Here is a 17578-nt window from a genome sequence, read left to right as displayed (position 1 = left end):
GGTCTCGATGGTTTCCGGCCCCACGAAACGGTGGTTGGCCTCCATGCCGGTACACGCGTCCGGCGACAACGCCGTGCGGCCCTCGACGACGATGCGGATCTCGTCGTCCCAGTCGATGTCGTCGAGCACATCGGTGACGAGGCCCAGCTCGGTGACCTCGTCCGGGCCCAGCACGACACCGACCTCCTTGCGTGCCGCGGCGAGCGCGTCGGGGTCGGTGTAGAAGCGGGACTCCAGGCGCGACAGGCCGTTGCCCATGGGGAACAGGCCGAAGTTGGCCTCTGTCAACAGGATGTGGCCCTGCTCGCCGGCGTCCTGGTCGTCGAGCAGGTACTGCCGGTCGCACGCGAACGCCAGCTCGGCCAGCATCCCGGCGAAGCACGAACCCGGCTCGATGAGCGCGAACAGACTGCGGCTCGTCACGTCCAGCCGCTTCAGTGTGCGCTTGTAGTAGTGCGTGATCTCGTTGGCCAGCCAGTGGTCCTCGCGCAACAGGCGCTCGTTCTCGACCACCACGGAAGGGTCGCCCGCTGTCTTGATCAGCCACGTGCCCAGCTCTGGCTCGTTGGTGCGCAGGCGAAGAATCAGGTCGTCCAGCTCACGGGTCATGGCCAGCGGCCAGAACTCCGCGCCCTGCCCGAGGTCGCCCACCGTGTCGGGAGCGTGGACCGTGATCGTGACGGTGCCGGCCTCCCCGTCGATGACCGAGGTGACATATCGGTCGCGCTCCAGTGGGGTCAGCTCGATTCCCCGCGTGCCTTTCGGCCGGTTCGATCGTTCGGCCAGTTTCCTGGCTCGTTCGGTGACCGCCTCGTCGAACTTTCTCGGCGGCGCCAGCTCGTCGACCAGTTTCCACTCGACCGCGGTGCGACCCTTCACGCCGTCGGAACGGGTGGCGAACACGTCGGCGAGGTCCTTGCGGGTGCCGCGCTTGTCGACGACGCGGGTCAGGCCGCCGGTGCCGGGCAGCACGCCCAGCAGCGGCACCTCGGGCAGCGCGACGGTCGAGGAGTTGTCGTCGACCAGGACGATGTGGTCACAGGCCAGCGCGAGCTCGTAGCCGCCGCCCGCGCAGGAGCCGTTCACCGCGGCGAGGTAGGTCTGGCCGGAGTGCGTGGTGGCGTCCTCCATGCCGTTGCGGGTCTCGTTGGTGAACTTGCAGAAGTTGACCTTCCACTCGTGGCTCGCGGCGGCCAGCATCCGGATGTTCGCGCCCGCGCAGAAGACCTTGTCCTTGCCGCTGGTCAGGACGACCGTGCGGACGTTCGGGTGCTCGAAGCGGAGGCGCTGGGTGGCGTCGTACAGCTCGATGTCCACGCCGAGGTCGTACGAGTTGAGCTTCAGCTCGTAACCCGGGGTGATGCCGCCCTGCTCGTCGACGTCGAGGATCAGCCAGGCGACGTCGCCGTCGATTCGCATCCGCCAGTGCCGGTAGCCGTCGGGGTGCGCGTCGAAGGACACCATGCCCCTTATTCTCGACACCGTCTCTTTTGGGCGTCAAGGTAATGTAGAAGATCGGCACTCTTTTCGCCGCTCGCGCGTTGTGTGGGCATGCCTGTCTTCGCGTTGCTGCTCATCGGCCTCGTCGCGGAGCTCGCCGTGATCATCGCGGTGGGCCAGACGATCGGCGTGCTGCTGACGATCCTGCTGCTGGTCGCGGTCTCGATGGCGGGGGTGGCACTGCTGCGCAGGCAGGGCTTCCGCACGCTCATGTCGTTCAACAACGCCATCCGCGACCGCCGCGACCCGAGCCCGGAGATGACCGACGGCGTGCTGATCGCGGTCGCGGCGGGCCTGGTGATGTTCCCGGGGTTCGTGAGCGACCTGGCGGCACTGTTCCTGCTGTTCCCGCCGACCCGCGCGCTGGTGCGGCGCCGCCTGCTGCGGCGGGCCACCACACGGCGCCAGGTCTATGTCGTGGTGGACGGCGAGATCGTCGACGAGCCGCCCGCCGACGCGATCGTCATCGACGGGCGGCGCGACGACTGATCCGTCAGCGCAGGATGGCCAGGATCTGGTTCAGCAGTGCGACCAGGCCGTTCAGGTCGAGCGACGGCCCGTTCAGCAGGTTGGCGACCGCGCACAGCAGGTTGCCGAGCAGGTTGCCGGGACCGCTGTCAGCGGTGATGTTCAGGTGGACACGGTCGAGGTGGACCACCAGACCCAACAGGTCGAGGTCCAGCGGACCGAGCACCAGATCGAGAATCTCGCAGGACGCCGCGATGGCGGTGGTGTCGACCGGCATCCGGACGGTCTGCGACTGGCTGCCGACGACCTGCCCGGCCGAGTCGACGAGGGTCACGTCAGCGACGCCCTCGGCCAGTAGCTGATCACCGTCAGCGACGAACTGGTTCGGGGTGAAGGTGCCGGTCGCCGTACCGGTAGCACCGGTGGCGTCGGTGAACGTCCCGGCGAGCGGGACGGACGGCAGCGCGTTCACCGTGGGGGCGGGCGCCGCGCTAGCCGCCGGCACGCCGAACAACCCAACCAGCGCGGCGACGAGAAGCGCGACAAAAGTGATACGTGAAGTAGAAAACGATCTCACTCACTTGCTCCCTTCGACGGAAACTGACTCCGGAAGGGTGAACAAATGATCACGGTGACAAACTCAGACAACCACTCTGCGTAAGTGACCTATGTCACGACCCGGTCATAGTCGAACGTGGCCCGTGACGCACGTGACGGTGTCGCCGCCGATCCAGATCGCGCCTTCGGTGTCGGTCGAGACGTGGACCTGGCCGGCACGGCCCAGGACCGTGCCCTGGCGTGCCACGTACGGAGCGGTCACCCGGCCGGTGCGGAGCAGCCACTCGGCGAGCGAGGCGTTCAGACTGCCGGTCACCGGGTCCTCGACCGTGGTGCCGTTCACCGGGAAGAAGGCCCGCACCTCGAACGCCTCCGGTGAGCCGGGCGGGTGCGGGCCGGCGACCCCGATGTACAGGTTCTCCGCGTTGCCCGGCCGCACCGCCAGGACCGCGTCGGCGTCGGCCAGCAGCACCGCGACCCAGCCGGGGCCGTTGTCGACCCACTGGACGTCGACGATCTGCTCGCGGTCGAGCCGCAGCACCTCCGCGATCCGCGTCACCAGCGGGTCGTCCACCGGGCCGGAGCGGACCAGCGGCGGCGCGGCGAACGCGAGACGACCGTCCACCCGCTGGATGGTCACCAGCCCGGCGCCGCACTCCTGGACGATCGTGTCGCCTGCCGAAGGCGCCGTCGAAAGCCAGGCGTGGCAGCTGCCCAGCGTGGGGTGCCCGGCGAACGGGAGTTCGGTCGTCGGGGTGAAGATGCGCACCCGGTAGTCGGCGTCCGCTGTGGTCGGCGGCAGCAGGAAGGTCGACTCCGACAGGTTCGTCCACCGCGCGAAGCGCTGCATCTGCTCGGTCGACAAACCTGAACCGTCCAGCACCACGGCAACCGGGTTGCCCAGGTACGGAGTGCTGGTGAAGACGTCGACCTGCTGGAACTCTCGCATGACCGAAGCCTAGCCGCGCCACGAGAAATGGCTGGCCGAGCAGAGCTTCTTCAATTCCTGGGAAAAGTGGCAATTGACGGGATAGGACACATGCGCTAGATCAGACTGAGGAGGTCCGTCATGGCCGAAGATGTCAATGAACGCGCTCCCCAGTCCACGGAATATCCACTCGGTGTCAGCCGCCCACCGCTCGGGGTCGCCGACTTACCGGAACCGGAAGAAGTGTTCAAGGTCAGCCGGTTGGGTGTCCGGCAGATCGTCCAGTTCGTGATCGGTCCGAGCCTCATCGCGCTCGGCATCTCCATCGGAAGCGGTGAATGGCTGCTCGGGCCCAGCGCCGTCGGCGAGTTCGGTTTCGTCGGCGTCGGTTGGGTCATCACGGTTTCCGCGATCCTGCAGACGTTCTACAACGTCGAGTGCGCCCGCTACGTCACCGCGACCGGCGAGGTGCCGATCGTCGGGTTCGGACGCGTGCCACCCGGCTGGAAGCTCTGGATCCCGTTCTCCCTCATCGCTTTCTACTTCGCGTTCATCTTCGGCGGATGGGCCGCCGGCGCGGGGCAGGGGCTGTTCGCGTTGATCACCGGGCGGCCGCACGAACCCGGCGAGATCGAGTGGGTGCGGCTGCTCGCGATCGGACTGCTGCTGACCGTCTTCCTCATCACCGCGTTGGCGCGCAAGGTGTCCCGCACGCTCGAGCTGGCGAACTGGGTGATGGTCGGCGTGCTGCTGGTGGTGTTGATCGTGGTGTGCGTGGCGGTCGTGCCGTGGTCGATCTGGTGGGAGGGCGTCCGCGGGCTCGTCACCCCGGCCGCTCCGCCGCCCGGCATCACCGCGACCACACTCGGTGCGCTCGCCGGGTTCACCGCGCTCGCGTCCGGGCTGAACTGGTACGCGATGAACCACTACCGCGACAAGGGATACGGCATGGGGTCGCGGGTCGGCTTCCTCTCCGGCATGCGGGGTGAGCGGCAGGAGGTGCGGCCGGTCGGCGTGACGTTCCCGGACACACCGGAGAACGAGACGCGGTGGAAGCGCTGGTACCGGCTGCTGATGATCGACCTGTGGGTGGTGTTCTTCGGCGGCGCGATGATCGGCATGCTGCTGCCGACGATCCTCATGGCCCACGTGGTCACCACGTCCGGCGAGACACCCACCACCGAGAACGTGCCGACGTTCACCGCCGAACACCTCGGCAACCAGTACGGCTCGTTCGTGTTCTACCTGATGCTCGGGGTCGGTGTGCTGATCCTGTTCTCCACTCAGCTCGGCATCTTCGAGGCGCTGGTCCGCAACTTCACCGACGCGGTGCACGCGACGAGCCCGAAGATGCGGCGCCGGCTCGAAGGCGACCCGCGCAAGTTCTACTACCCGTACATGCTCGTGGTGCTGGTGGTCATCGCGGCCGCGCTGCACCTCGCGCTGCCGGTGGAACTGGTGCGGATCTCCGCGAACATGTCGAACTTCGGTGCGCTGATGTTCCCGTTCGTGTTGATGTACCTGAACTCCCGGCTACCGAAGGCAGCACGTCCACGCCCGTGGCACTACGTCATCCTCGTGCTGAACGTGCTGTTCTTCGGCTTCTTCTTCGTGAACTTCGCCTACGAGTTCATCACCGGCAACCCACTGGTCGCCTTCTGACCTCGCGTGTCCAACACAACAGACCCGCGTGTCCAACACGACAGACCGCTGAGTTCGACAAACGGGTGGGCACTTGCCCAAGCTCTTGTTGAACTCGCCGGTCGTGAATGTTGGACACGCGGGTCGTGGACGTTGGACTCGCGCGGGTCAGGCTTGTGGGCTCGGGTAGGCCACCGGGCTTCGGCGGCCTGCCCGGTCCACCGCGCGGACGCCGAAGAACACGTTGTCCTTCGACAGGTCGATGGTCGCGGTGGTCACGTCGCCGACCCGGACGACGTGTGTCCACTCCGGAGCGGTGGTCTCGCGCCAGACGACCTCGTAGCCGGCCAGGTCCGGTTCGGTGCCGCGGTTCCACACCAGCTCGGTGTCGTTGGTGAGGGCGCTCGTGCGTACCCGCACGTTCTTCGGGGTGCCCGGGGCGTTCGCCAGGGTCCACAGCGTCGCCGCGTTCACCCTCGCCACCCGCGCGATGTACTGGAAGTCGCAGAACTCCACCAGGTCACCGAACTGCTTGCCGTTCTCGACCCGCACGTCCTGGTGCTGGTGCGCGAAGTCCTCGTTCGGCTCGGAGAAGCGGGCCGCCGGATAGCCCTGTTCCAGGAAGCCGATGTGGTCGCCGCCGCGGAGGTACCGGTCGCGCCGGTAGATCACCCGCACGTTCATGTCCGTGTCGCGGTTGACCGCCACCTCGCGGACGAACCTGGCCAGCTGGCGCGGCGGTGAGTCGTTCTCGCCGCCGACCGAGAGACGGGTCGCCGCCTCCGCCGGGGTTTCCGCCGTGGGCACACCTTCCGCGAACAGCCGCACGGTGTGCGCGTCGACGGTGCCGTCGTCCGCGCGGCTGCTGCCCACGATGTCGTTGGTGAACATGGCCTGCACGTCCGTGCCGGCGGCCTTGAACTGCGCCGCCATGTGTCGGGCGCCGAACAGGCCCTGCTCCTCGCCGGCCACCGCCGCGAACACGATGGTCGCCTCGGGGCGACGGGTGGCCATGATCCGGGCCAGCTCCATCGACACCGCGACGCCGGACGCGTCGTCGTTGGCGCCCGGCGCGTCGGCCACGGCGTTCAGCACGTCGGTGACGCGCGAGTCGTAGTGGCCGGACACCACGTAGACCCGTTCTGGCGTAACGGATCCCCGTAGCGTGGCGACGACGTTGGTGATCCTCGTGGGCACCGGGATCCTCGGCGGGACCGGTTCCTGGATGTAGGACTGGAGCGCGACGGTCATCCGGCCTTCGGACGCGGCCGCGTACCGACCCAGCTCCGCGAGGATCCAGTCCCGCGCGGCGCCGATGCCCCGGTTCGGGTCGTCCTGTGTGGACAGTGTGTGTCTTGTGCCGAAGGAGACGAGCTTGCGGATGATCGCCTCGATGCGCTTGGGATCCACCTCGCGCATGATGGCCCGCAGCTCCCGGTCCGGTTGCTGGGACAGGGGTGGCCGACCGCCGGACTCCTCCGCCGCCGAGGCGACGGCCGGCACCCCGGCGAGCACCGCGCCGCCAGCCGCGACGGTAGCCGTGATGAACGTGCGCCGTGAGTTTTCCGTCATCCTCCTTGCCTACACCTAGAACCGCAGTGCGGCTAGGTGCTCGAAACTGTTTCTCGCGGTGTCCAGGGGCGCGGGCTGGTCGTCCCGTTCCACCAGCCAGTACCGGACGCCCGCACGCTGGGCCATCTCGAAGATCCGGCCGAAGTCGATCACTCCGGAGCCCACGTCCGTCCACGCACCCGCGGCGTCGTGGTCCTTGACGTGCAGGACCGGGAACCGTCTCGGGTTGTCGGCGAACAGCCGCCGGCCGTCCATGCCGGCCTTCGACGCCCAGCCGAGGTCCAGCTCGAAGTCGACGAGCCGCGGGTCGGTCTCGCCGAACAGGATGTCCGACAGCCGGATGCCGTCCACCACCCGGAACTCGTTGTCGTGGTTGTGGTGCAGCATGCCCATGCCCAGCTCACGGGCCGCGGCGCCCGCCTCGTTGAGCTGCTGGACACCCAGCCGCATGCCCTCGACGGTGTACATGCTGGTGGGGAACGACGACAGCACCACCCACTTCACGCCGATGGTCTTGGCGTCGGCGAGCTTGGCGGCCCAGTTGCCGGTGATGTCGGCGTGGGCGACGTGCAGGATGACCGGGTTGAGCCGCGTTTCCGCGCACATGTCCCGGATCTCGGCCGCGGGACGGTTGAACGAGCTGACGCCGACGCACTTGTAGCCGATGTCGGCGAGCGCCTTCAGCGTGCCGAGCGGGTCGGCGTTGAGGATGTTCCGGACGGTGTAGAGGTGCATGCCGATGCCCTGGCGGGGTATGCGCCGGCAGCGCCCGGCGGTGTCCACGTCTGCCTCCGCCACGCCCGCGGCGCCGAGGGTGGCCACCCCGGCACCGAGCAGGGTCAGGACTCTTCGTCTCGTGACTCCATTGTCCATGATTCGGAAAGTACCTGAGAAAGCGCTTTCCTGCTAGACGCCAAACCGGCGCTTGACCACGACGGCACTTGCATGGTTCATTAGTGGAGTAATGAACCAACTGACCAGGCGGTGCCCGTGGTGTTCGACGACCGCAGCCCGATCTACCGGCAGATCGCCGATCAGATCGAGGCAGAGGTGCTGAGCGGCGCGCTTGCCGGCGACGAGCAGGTGATGTCGACCAACAAGTACGCGGCGTTCCACCGGATCAACCCGGCCACCGTGAACAAGGCGTTCCAGCAACTGGTCGACGACGGGATCCTCTACAAGCGAAGGGGCATCGGCATGTTCGTGAGCCCGCAGGCACGCGAGACGCTGCGTGCCAGGCGCCGCAAGAGCTTCTTCACCGACGTCGTCGAGCCCATGGTCGCGCAGGCGAGGGCCATCGGCATCGAGCTGCCGGAGCTGATCGAGCGGATCAACGAGCTGTCACGCGAGGGGGAACGATGACGGAGATCGAGGTGAGCGGCCTCGGCAAACGGTTCGACGCGGTCGAGGCGCTCACCGACGTGAGCTTTTCCTTGTCGGGCAACAAGATCTGTGGATTGCTCGGGCGCAACGGGGCAGGCAAGACCACACTGCTGTCGATACTGGCCGGCTATGAGCGCCAGACCGCGGGCACCGTCCTGATCGACGGCGAACCGGTGTTCGAGAACGCGACCGCAATGGGGAAGACGTGCCTGGTCCGCGGCACCGGTGACGCCGTGTCGCCAGCGGAGAACGTGCGCGACCTGATCCGCTATGCCGGCCAACTGCGTCCCGGCTGGGACGCCGAGTACGCGGCCACGCTGCTCGACCTGTTCGAGGTAGGAAGGAACAAGCAGCCCAAGGCGCTCTCACACGGCAAGCGGTGCGCGCTCGGCGTCACGATCGGCCTGGCGTCCCGATCGCCGCTGACGGTCTTCGACGAGTCCTACCTCGGCCTGGACGCGCCGTCCCGGTACGCGTTCTACGACGCGCTGCTGGCCGACGTGATGGCACACCCGCGCATGGTGATCATCTCCACGCACCTGATCGAGGAGGTCGGCTCGCTGTTCGAGGACGTGCTGATCCTCGACGAGGGCCGGCTGCTGCTGCACGAGGAAGCGGACACGCTGCGCGCGGCCGGCGCCGCCGTCACCGGGGACGCCGCACTGGTCGACTCGTTCACGCTGGGGCTCGAGGTGCTCGGCGAGAAGACGTTGGGAAGCACCAAGTCCGCGATGGTGTACGGGCCACTGGACGACAAACGCCGCGCACAGGCGAAGCAGGTCGGACTCGACCTCGGCCCCATCGCGCTGCAGGACCTGTTCGTACATCTGACTTCCGGGGGATCACGATGACCAGGCGCTGGCCGACGATGCGGATCATGCTGACCGCGCACCTGTACTTCGCGGCACTCACCTGTGCCGCGCTGCTGGGGGTGACGCTGGTGGTCGCGGTCGGAATCTCGGTGTGGGGCGAGGTCGACCGGAGCTACTGGCACTACGTGGCGACGCAGTTCCTGCGGTGGATCGCGTTCGGCCTCGGCGTCGACGCGATCAGCTCGTACCTGCGCATGCACATCGCCCACGGCCGCACCAGGCGGGACTTCCTCCGGCAACTCTTCCCTTACCTCGTAGGGCTTTCGGTTGTCTACGCGGTGCTGGTGGTGCTCGGCTACCTGCTCGAGCGTGGCGTGTACGCGCTGACGGGCTGGCCACCGCGCAGGGAGGACTCGCCTCTGCTCGACTCGATCCCCGATGTCCTCGGCTATGTCGGGCCGTTCACGCTGATGCTGCTGCTGTGGGCGATCGCGGGTGTGCTGCTCAGCGCCGCGTTCAACCGCGACGCCGTCCTGGGACTGGTGACCATCCCCATTGGACTGCTGATCATCGCGCCGAGCGAGTTCATCGTGGACGTCGTCACCGTGCCGTTCCTCCGCACCGTGGTGGAGTCGTTGCGGGTGACGACGCTGGCGGGTATCGGCCTCGGCCTGGCCGGGATCGCGATCGGGTGCGTGGCGATCTGGGGAATCGTGCGCGACATGCCGATGCGGCCGAAGGTAGCCTGACCGGCCGTGACCGACGCGATCCGCCTGGTACGGACCAATCGGCCCTTCGGCGCCCTCGCCGCCGCGCGGATCGTGTCGTTGACCGGGGACGCGCTCAGCCTCGTCGCGCTCATGCTGTTGGTCGCCGACCGGACCGGGGACGCGCTCGCGGTCGCGTTGCTGCTGCTGGTCGGCGACTTCGCCCCGTCCCTGCTCGGCCCGCTGACCGGCGCGCTCAGCGACCGGTTCGACCTGCGGCGCCTGATGATCGCGGCGGAGGTCGCGCAGGGCGGGCTGGTGCTGGCGATCGCGCTCACCCTGCCGCCGCTGCCCGTGCTGCTGGTGCTGGTCGCGCTGCGGGCGGTCGCAGGTCAGGTGTTCCTGCCCGCGTCGCGGGCGGCGATGCCGGCATTGGTGGCGGACAAGGACCTGCCGGCGGCCAACGCGTTGTTGGGGTTCGGCGCCAACGGCGGTGAGGTGCTGGGGCCGCTGCTCGCCGCGGCACTCGTCGGGGTCATCGGCGTGCCAGGGGTGTTGCTGGTGGACGCGGCGAGTTTCGGGTTGTCCGCCTTGCTGTTGCTGGCGGTGCCGGCGATGAGGCGGGAAACCGAAGCCGGGCTGCTGGGCTCGGCGCTGGACGGCCTGCGGTTCATCCGGTCACACAAGGCGGTTCGGGTGATCGCGCTCGGTTTCTGTGCTGTGGTGGCATGTAACGGCGTGGACGACGTGGCTCTGGTGTTCCTGGCGCAGGACACCTTCGGCGCCGGCGACGGGGCGGTGGCGCTTCTCCTTGCGGCAGTGGGCATCGGGCTGCTGGCGGGTTACGCCCTGCTGTCCACACTGGGCGGGCGGGTGCCGATGACCGTGCTGCTGATCGCGGGCTTCGCGGTGAGCAGCGTCGGCAACCTGCTGACCGGTGTGGCATGGGCGGTGGCGGCGGCATTCACCGTGCAGACCGTACGCGGCCTCGGCATCGCGGCAATGGACGTCGCCACGAACACACTTCTCCCCCGCCTGGTGCCGGTGGCCATGCTGGGCCGGGTGTTCGGCAACCTGTACGGCGCGATCGGCGCGGCCGCCGCACTGTCCTATGTGGGCGGAAGCGTGCTGCTGGACCTCACCTCGCCGCCGGTGACTCTGATCGTCGCCGGCGGCCTCGGCACACTGGCCACCGCGGTTACCGCACTCGCGCTCAGGAGAGCAGCTCCCGCGTCGGGGCGTGGTGGACCTTCCCGTCGTGGGTGACACAGCAGCCCGACACGATGTCGTCGTCCAGGTCCAGTGCGAGTTTTCCCTCGGATGCCATGTGCAGCAACAGGTTCACCACGTTCGTCGAATACAGCTGGCTCGCCTGCGCCGGCATCTGGCTCGGCACGTTCGCACCGCCCCACACCCGTACGCCGCCGACCGCGATCTCCTCGCCCGGTACGGCGCCCTCGACGTTGCCGCCCTGCTCGGCGGCCAAGTCCACCACCACGGAACCCGGTCGCATAGCCGCCACCATCTCGCGGGTCACCAGAAGTGGTGCGCGCCGGCCCGGCACGGCGGCCGTCGTGATCAACGCGTCGGCCTCGGCCACGTGCGGGGCCAGCAGCTCCAGCTGCTTCGCCGCGCGGTCCTCGGTCATCTCCCGCGCGTAACCGCCCGCGCCCTCCAGCGGCGGCAGCTCCAGCTCCACGAACTCGGCGCCGACACTGCGGACCTCCTCGGCCGCCGCGGCACGCACGTCGTACGCCCGCACCACCGCGCCGAGCCTCCGTGCGGTGGCGATGGCCTGCAGACCGGCGACGCCAGCACCCAGCACCAGCACCTTGGCCGGCGCCACCGTGCCGGCCGCCGTCATCAGCAACGGGAAGAACCGGGGCAGCCGCTCCGCCGCCACGATCGCGCAGCGGTAACCCGCGACCAGCGCCTGCGAGGACAGCGCGTCCATCGACTGCGCCCGCGACGTCCTCGGCACCAGCTCCATCGAGAACGCCGACACGTTCGCGTCCCGCAGCGTCGTCACCAGCCCCAACTCCTGGGCGGGCGGCAGGAAGGAGATCACCACCGCGTGGTCGGCGAGGGTGTCGACCTGCGCCTCCGTCGGTGGTTGGACCCCCAGCAGCGCGGCGGCGCCGGACACCGCGTCGGGCGTCACGTCGGCACCGGCCGCGCGGTAGTCGTCGTCGGAATGGTGGGCGGCGGCACCGGCGCCCGGCTCGACCGCGACCTCGAAGCCCGCACCGGTCAGGCGCGACACGAGGTTCGGTACCAGTGCCACCCGCCGCTCACCGGATCTCGTCTCAGCAGCAATGGCGACCTTCACACTGCGTGACTGTAATTGTCCGTGCGGCTCTTGTCAGTCGCTTGCCGCGGTGACACGTTGGACTTCATGCGCACCCTGCTCACGCTGGCGGCTGCCACCGTGGCGCTGCTTTCCTTCAGCGCGCCCGCACAGGCCGCCCCACCCACCATCGACCCCCGCCCCACCAACGAGGTCCTCGGCGCGACGCTGAAAACGCTCGCGCGACAAAGCCATGGCCGCATCGCGGTCCGGTCCATCGGCGCGACGAACGAGGGCCGGCCCGTGTGGGCCGCGCGCGTCGGACACGGGCCAGTCCGCATCCAGTACGTCACGCAGCAACACGGTGACGAGCCGCTCGGCACCCCAGCCGCCGTGGAGTTCCTCCGGACGGTCGGCCTGCCCACCACCGGGTGGCATCGCTGGCTGCTGTCCCGCGTCACGGTCGACGTCATCGTTCGAGCTAACCCGGACGGGCACGTGCGTGACTGGCGGTACAACTTCGACCCGGACGCCGTCCCCGAGTTCGGCGAGCAGGGCAAGGGCTACGACATCAACCGCTACCACAACCCGACGCTCGCGCCGGACGACAACCCGGCGACCGAGGCCGGGCACATCCAGCGCGCGTACACCGAGTTCCGGCCGGACATCGTGATCGACTACCACATGCAGGGCCGGTACCGGGACGAACAGGGACGGGAGATCACCGCGTCGGTGCTGTGGCCCACCAACACGGGCGTGTCGCCCGCGCTGGTGGACGACGCCAAACGGGTCACGGTGGTGGCCCAGCAGTCCATCGACCGCCTCGCCGGCGGCAACGTGAGCCAGTACCCGGGCGGCGACTACGAGGGCATCGCCCGCAACGCGTACGGGCTGCGCGGCAGCGCCAGCGTGCTGTTGGAGCTGAGCGCGATCGACGACGAGCAGTCACAGATCCGGGCGGCGTACGTGGCGATGCTGGCCGTGGTCCAGACCGCGGCCGACGGTTCACTCGATCGGGTGGACCCGGCCCGTGCCGACGCCATCCCGCCACGCGGCGACCCGGCACGCGGCATCACCGACTGATCTTTCCCCTGGTCCTGACGCTCCGGGCAGGGCCCCGTCACCGATGAGGCTGCCTTGGCTGCCCCATCGGGTACGGCTGTGTCTTGATCGCTATCTGCGTGTCGCCCCGATGCTCTACTGACGTGGGTTCGCCGACGGACAGGTGGATCGAAGGGGTGGATCGGCTTGGCGAGCAAGAGCAGCAGGGCACAGCACCGGAGAAGGGGCCGGCGGGCGAACATGTTCGCGTGGCCCACCGCGGGGCAGGGCAGGCACCGGCTGCGCGTCCCGTCCAGCGGGTTGATCGCGATGAGCGCCGTGGTGCTGGCGGCGTCGGCCGCGTCGTCGACAGTTCAGGCGGCGCCCGAGCCGCCGGCACCACCCGCGGAGCCGGTGCCGCTGCCCGCGTCAGCGGACGGTGGCACGCTGCCCACGATGCGGTTTCCCGACGTCGAGACTCATCTGACGAGCGGCCGGTTCGTCGGCGCCGACGTGCCGGCGACGACGACCGGGAGCGTCCCGGCGGCCGTGCTGGCCGCGTACCAGCGGGCCGTCGAGCGCACGAACATGCTGCAGCCGAACTGCCACATCCCGCTCGAGCTGCTGGCCGCCATCGGCAAGGTCGAGTCGGGCCACGCACGCGGCGGCCGTGTGGACGAGACCGGCCGCACGCTGACGCCCATCCTGGGCCCGGTGCTCAACGGCGGCCCGTTCGCCGCGATCGCCGACACCGACGGCGGCGAGTTCGACGGCGACACGTCGTGGGACCGCGCGGTGGGGCCCATGCAGTTCATCCCGGGCACGTGGGCGCGCTGGGGGGCGGACGGCAACGTCGACGGCCAGCTCGACCCGCAGAACGTGTACGACGCCTCCCTGGCCGCGGCCAGGTACCTGTGCGCGGCGAACCGCGACCTGGGCACGCCACAGGGCCTGGACGAGGCGATCCTGAGCTACAACCACTCGACGAGCTACCTGTCCCTGGTCCGCTCGTGGATGGCCGTTTACCGGAACGGCATGGTCTCGGTGGAGGACATCCTGGGCGTGCCCGAGACCCCGGTGGACGCCCTGACCCAGACCCCACCCCCGACCACACCACCGCCGACGACGCCGCCACCGCCAACGGAACCACCGCCAACGACACCGCCACCAACGACACCTCCGCTGACAGAGCCACCGCCAACGAAGCCGCCGATGACACCGCCGACGGAGCCACCCCCGACGACCCCACCGGCCACGCCACCACCCGCGACCGCGGACCCGGGCACGCCACCGCCGACCACGGACCCGACCCCGCCACCGGCGCAGGACCCACCGGCGCCCGAGCAGTGCGACCCGACGGACACCGTGGGCGACCTGGTGAACGACCTGGTCGGCGGCCTACTCGGCGAGGACCCGAACTGCGTGCTGGAGCTGGAACTGGCCACCCCAGAGGCCCCCGCCCCCGCGTAGTTCACACACAAAACGCGCGAGTCTCGCTTCCGGCCCCCGCGAGTCTCGCTTCCGGCCCCTGCGAGTCTCGCTTCCGGCCCCTGCGAGTTACGTTTTCGGGAACACGAGGCTGTACTCGAAAACGCAACTCGGAGGGGCTGAACGCGCAACTCGCAGGGGCCCAACGCGCAACTCGCAGGGGCCCAACGCGCGACTCGCGGGGGCCGAACGCGCGACTCGCGGGTCTCCTGTGTTGGACTCGCGCGGGGCCGGAGGGAGCCGCGGGGTTAGTTGCCGCCGTTCGGGGCGTTGCTCGGTGGGGTGTTGCCACCGGACGGGGGCGTGCCGTTGCCGCCGTTGGTGCCGTCACGGCGGGTGCCTCCGCCTGGCATGTTGCCGAACTCCATGACCGTCTCGGCCGTGGCCTTGTCGTTCTCCGTCGTGGCGATGACCGTCACCTGGTCGCCCTCGGCGATGCCGCTCGCCACCTGGGTGTTGTCGTCGATGACGTACGTCTGCTCGTAGTCGTCCTCGCTCTTGACGGTGATCGAGTCGTCCGAGATGGCGGTGACCTCGCCCGTCTGGAACTCGCCGTGCTGGACGTCGCCGCCCATCGGGCCGCCCACGATCATCTGGCCTGGGCCACCGCCCGGGCCGCCACGCATGCCGCCGGGGCCGCCGCCCTGGGTGTTGTCCACCGAGCCGCTCGCCGCGTAGATCGCGGCACCGCCGGCGCCCGCGATGCCGACCGCGACCACCACGGCGATCAACGTGCGCTTCACCGTCCACTTCGAACGTGGCGCGGCCGGGGGCGGCGGGGCACCCCACTCGGCGGTCGGCTGCTGGCTCACGGCCGGCTGCTCCGTCGTCGAATCGGTCTGTTCGGTACTCATAGCAGACACCGTGCGTGGAGAACCTGTGGACGACCTGTGTTCACTGTTGGCAACCCCTGTGACATTCGCCCCGGCACAGGAAATCCACAGGTTTCACTTAGCGGACCCACACCTCCATGTATCACGATGACACCCATGGTGGAGCGGAGTGAGCTGCGGCGACCCGACGGGCAACCCGTCCGGGTCCTGGTCGTCGACGACGAGGCCACGTTGGCCGAACTCGTGTCGATGGCGTTGCGTCTGGAGGGCTGGGAGATCAAGAGCGCATCGGACGGCCTTGCCGCGGTGCGCACGGCCCGCGAGTTCCGGCCCGACGCCGTCGTTCTCGACGTCATGCTGCCGGACATCGACGGTTTCGAGGTCCTGCGGCGCATGCGCGCGGACCTGCCGAACCTGCCGGTCCTCTTCCTCACTGCCAAGGACGCCGTCGAGGACCGCATCGCCGGTCTCACCGCGGGCGGCGACGACTACGTCACCAAGCCGTTCAGCCTGGAGGAGGTCACCCTCCGCCTGCGTGCCCTGCTCCGCCGCACCGGCGTGACCGAGGCGACCGCCGGAGCGTCCCTTGTGGTCGGTGACCTCACCCTCGACGAGGACAGCCGCGAGGTCACCAGGGGCGGCGAGGAGATCGACCTGACCGCCACCGAGTTCGAGCTGTTGCGATACCTCATGCGCAACCCGAGACGTGTGCTGTCGAAGGCACAGATCCTCGACCGCGTGTGGAACTACGACTTCGGCGGGCAGGCCAACATCGTCGAGCTCTACATCTCCTACCTACGCAAGAAGATCGACGCGGGCCGGACGCCGATGATCCACACCATGCGAGGCGCCGGATATGTCCTCAAGCCAGGAGCGTAAGGGCGTCGAGTCGTGGTCGTTACGGCGACGGCTCATCTTCGAGCAGATCGTTCTGCTGGCCCTGGTCTGTGTGTGCATCGTGCTGGTGACGGAGGTCGCCCTGCGGGCTTTCCTCATCAACCAGCTCGACGAACGGTTGGAGGAGTCGAGCACACGGGTCGTGCTGTTCCGCGAGAGGCCTCCGCAGAACGGGCCCGCACCCGATGAGGTCGGCCCTGGGGGCGCGCCGGGACAGTCCTCCGGCACGATCAACGCGTGGAACGACGCACGCGGAGCGCAAGCCGTGCTGCAGACCAGAACCGGCCCGCAGGCACTGACCTCTGCCGAGACGGCCATCCTCTTCGACGTACCTTCGGACGGCAAACCGCATACCCAGACTGTCGGTGACCTCGGCGAGTTCCGCGTGCTCTCGGTGACAGGCCCCAATGGCGATGTGATCGTCACCGGGCGTCCGATGTCCGAGGTGAACGAAACGCTGCTGACCGCCGGGTTGATCATGGGTGGGGTGGCGCTCGCCGGGCTGTTGGCCGCGGCGGGCGCGGGGGCGTTCATCGTGCGAAGAGCGCTGGATCCGTTGCAGCGGGTGGCGGCGACGGCGTCCAAAGTGGCCGAACTGTCCCTCGACCAGGGTGAGGTGGAGCTGGCCGAGCGGGTGCCGAAACGCTATACCGACCCCCACACCGAGGTCGGTCAGGTGGGGCTCGCGTTCAACCGCATGCTCGGCAACGTGCGGGACGCGCTCGTCGCCCGCCACGAGAGTGAGACCCGCGTGCGCCAGTTCGTCGCCGACGCCAGCCACGAGCTGCGCACGCCGCTCGCCGCCGTCCGCGGGTACACCGAGCTGATCCGGCGCCGCGACGACGACGTCACGCCCGAGGTCTCGCACGCGCTCTCCCGCGTCGAGTCCGAGGCCGCCAGGATGACCACGCTCGTCGAGGACCTGCTTCTCCTGGCCCGCCTGGACTCCGGCCGGCCGCTCGAGTACTCGACGGTCGACCTGTCCCGGCTGGTCGTCGACGTGGTGAGCGACGCCCAGATCGCCGGCCAGGGCCACGTGTGGCGGCTGGACCTGCCGCCGGAACCGGTCACGACCGCAGGCGACGACGCACGGCTGCACCAGGTGGTGGCGAACCTCCTGTCCAACGCCCGAACACACACCCCGCCCGGCACGACTGTCACGGTTGGACTGTCGACAAACGGCAACGAAGCGCTGCTGATGGTCACCGACAACGGGCCCGGCATTCCCCCCGACCTGCTGCCGGAGGTGTTCGAGCGGTTCGCCCGCGGCGACTCGTCCCGTTCCCGCGCGGCCGGCAGCACCGGCCTGGGGCTGGCCATCGTGGCGGCGGTCGTGCAGGCACACCACGGTCACGTGAGTGTGCGCAGTGGTCCCGGGCTGACCCAGTTCATGGTGCGGTTGCCGCGCACAGCTCGTCCACAGATTTGACCAAGGCACCGCTCAGCAACGCTGAGCAGTTTGG

Annotated in this window: 17 protein-coding genes; 10 read left to right on the top strand and 7 right to left on the bottom strand. The window is 69.0% G+C overall.

Annotated elements, in window-relative coordinates:
• A partial coding sequence (boxC, locus tag VF106_RS12470; RefSeq protein WP_330839812.1) for a 2,3-epoxybenzoyl-CoA dihydrolase occupies positions 1 to 1464 on the bottom strand: 1464 nt, incomplete at its 3' end.
• Between the two features lie 87 nt (positions 1465 to 1551).
• Here boxC and VF106_RS12465 point away from each other — a divergent pair.
• Entirely contained in the window at positions 1552 to 1989 is a 438-nt protein-coding gene (locus VF106_RS12465; protein WP_330839811.1) for an FxsA family protein, read from the top strand.
• Between the two features lie 4 nt (positions 1990 to 1993).
• On the opposite strand, the gene VF106_RS12460 is transcribed toward VF106_RS12465, so the two are convergent.
• Entirely contained in the window at positions 1994 to 2545 is a 552-nt protein-coding gene (locus tag VF106_RS12460; protein ID WP_330839810.1) for a hypothetical protein, read from the bottom strand.
• A gap of 105 nt (positions 2546 to 2650) precedes the next feature.
• On the bottom strand, positions 2651 to 3475 hold the full coding sequence (locus VF106_RS12455) for a PhzF family protein (RefSeq protein ID WP_330839809.1): 825 nt from the start codon (positions 3473 to 3475) through the stop codon (positions 2651 to 2653).
• A gap of 120 nt (positions 3476 to 3595) precedes the next feature.
• Between VF106_RS12455 and VF106_RS12450 the strand changes: the two genes are divergently transcribed.
• A complete protein-coding gene (locus VF106_RS12450; RefSeq protein WP_330839808.1) occupies positions 3596 to 5116 on the top strand; it encodes an Nramp family divalent metal transporter in 1521 nt (506 codons plus the stop codon).
• A 147-nt stretch (positions 5117 to 5263) separates the two neighbouring features.
• Here VF106_RS12450 and VF106_RS12445 read toward each other — a convergent pair whose 3' ends face one another.
• Together VF106_RS12445 and VF106_RS12440 are read right to left on the bottom strand one after the other, a co-directional pair.
• The gene (locus VF106_RS12445; RefSeq protein WP_330839807.1) at positions 5264 to 6667 is read right to left on the bottom strand and encodes a M20/M25/M40 family metallo-hydrolase; all 1404 of its coding nucleotides are present in this window, start codon (positions 6665 to 6667) and stop codon (positions 5264 to 5266) included.
• A gap of 15 nt (positions 6668 to 6682) precedes the next feature.
• Positions 6683 to 7540 (bottom strand): sugar phosphate isomerase/epimerase family protein, encoded by an 858-nt coding sequence (locus VF106_RS12440; RefSeq protein ID WP_330839806.1) that lies wholly within the window; start codon positions 7538 to 7540, stop codon positions 6683 to 6685.
• 117 nt (positions 7541 to 7657) lie between these two features.
• Between VF106_RS12440 and VF106_RS12435 the strand changes: the two genes are divergently transcribed.
• Genes VF106_RS12435 through VF106_RS12420 form a run of 4 tightly spaced genes read left to right on the top strand, consistent with a single transcriptional unit; the run spans position 7658 to position 10835 of the window.
• A complete protein-coding gene (locus VF106_RS12435) occupies positions 7658 to 8029 on the top strand; it encodes a GntR family transcriptional regulator (protein ID WP_330839805.1) in 372 nt (123 codons plus the stop codon).
• The gene (locus tag VF106_RS12430) at positions 8026 to 8901 is read left to right on the top strand and encodes an ATP-binding cassette domain-containing protein (protein WP_330839804.1); all 876 of its coding nucleotides are present in this window, start codon (positions 8026 to 8028) and stop codon (positions 8899 to 8901) included. Before VF106_RS12435 ends, VF106_RS12430 begins: the two co-directional genes overlap by 4 nt.
• Complete coding sequence (locus VF106_RS12425) at positions 8898 to 9611, top strand: hypothetical protein (RefSeq protein WP_330839803.1); 714 nt, start codon at positions 8898 to 8900, stop codon at positions 9609 to 9611. The genes VF106_RS12430 and VF106_RS12425 overlap by 4 nt, the downstream gene beginning before the upstream one ends.
• 6 nt (positions 9612 to 9617) lie before the next feature.
• The gene (locus VF106_RS12420; RefSeq protein ID WP_330839802.1) at positions 9618 to 10835 is read left to right on the top strand and encodes an MFS transporter; all 1218 of its coding nucleotides are present in this window, start codon (positions 9618 to 9620) and stop codon (positions 10833 to 10835) included.
• Here VF106_RS12420 and VF106_RS12415 read toward each other — a convergent pair.
• Positions 10783 to 11898 (bottom strand): Re/Si-specific NAD(P)(+) transhydrogenase subunit alpha, encoded by a 1116-nt coding sequence (locus VF106_RS12415; protein WP_330839801.1) that lies wholly within the window; start codon positions 11896 to 11898, stop codon positions 10783 to 10785. The two genes, VF106_RS12420 and VF106_RS12415, sit on opposite strands and share 53 nt — an antisense overlap.
• A 66-nt stretch (positions 11899 to 11964) precedes the next feature.
• Here VF106_RS12415 and VF106_RS12410 point away from each other — a divergent pair, with 66 nt between their 5' ends.
• Positions 11965 to 12939, top strand: coding sequence for a M14 family zinc carboxypeptidase (locus tag VF106_RS12410; protein ID WP_330839800.1), 975 nt, complete (start codon positions 11965 to 11967; stop codon positions 12937 to 12939).
• Positions 12940 to 13104: 165 nt separating this feature from the next.
• Positions 13105 to 14367, top strand: coding sequence for a lytic transglycosylase domain-containing protein (locus VF106_RS12405; protein ID WP_330839799.1), 1263 nt, complete (start codon positions 13105 to 13107; stop codon positions 14365 to 14367).
• Positions 14368 to 14633: 266 nt separating this feature from the next.
• On the opposite strand, the gene VF106_RS12400 is transcribed toward VF106_RS12405, so the two are convergent.
• Positions 14634 to 15239 (bottom strand): hypothetical protein, encoded by a 606-nt coding sequence (locus tag VF106_RS12400; protein WP_330839798.1) that lies wholly within the window; start codon positions 15237 to 15239, stop codon positions 14634 to 14636.
• A 135-nt stretch (positions 15240 to 15374) separates the two neighbouring features.
• Between VF106_RS12400 and VF106_RS12395 the strand changes: the two genes are divergently transcribed.
• Positions 15375 to 16097, top strand: a complete 723-nt coding sequence (locus tag VF106_RS12395; RefSeq protein WP_330839797.1) for a response regulator transcription factor — start codon at positions 15375 to 15377, stop codon at positions 16095 to 16097.
• Positions 16075 to 17544 carry a sensor histidine kinase gene (locus VF106_RS12390; protein WP_330839796.1) on the top strand — a complete coding sequence of 490 codons (1470 nt, stop codon included), beginning with the start codon at positions 16075 to 16077 and terminating at the stop codon, positions 17542 to 17544. Before VF106_RS12395 ends, VF106_RS12390 begins: the two co-directional genes overlap by 23 nt.
• Positions 17545 to 17578 lie beyond the last annotated feature (34 nt).

Origin of the sequence: Actinophytocola sp., from assembly GCF_036378875.1 — a bacterium.
GTDB lineage: Bacteria > Actinomycetota > Actinomycetes > Mycobacteriales > Pseudonocardiaceae > Actinophytocola.
The sequence above is the reverse complement of the archived record's forward strand: the minus strand, read 5'-3'. Positions and strand labels throughout refer to the sequence as shown.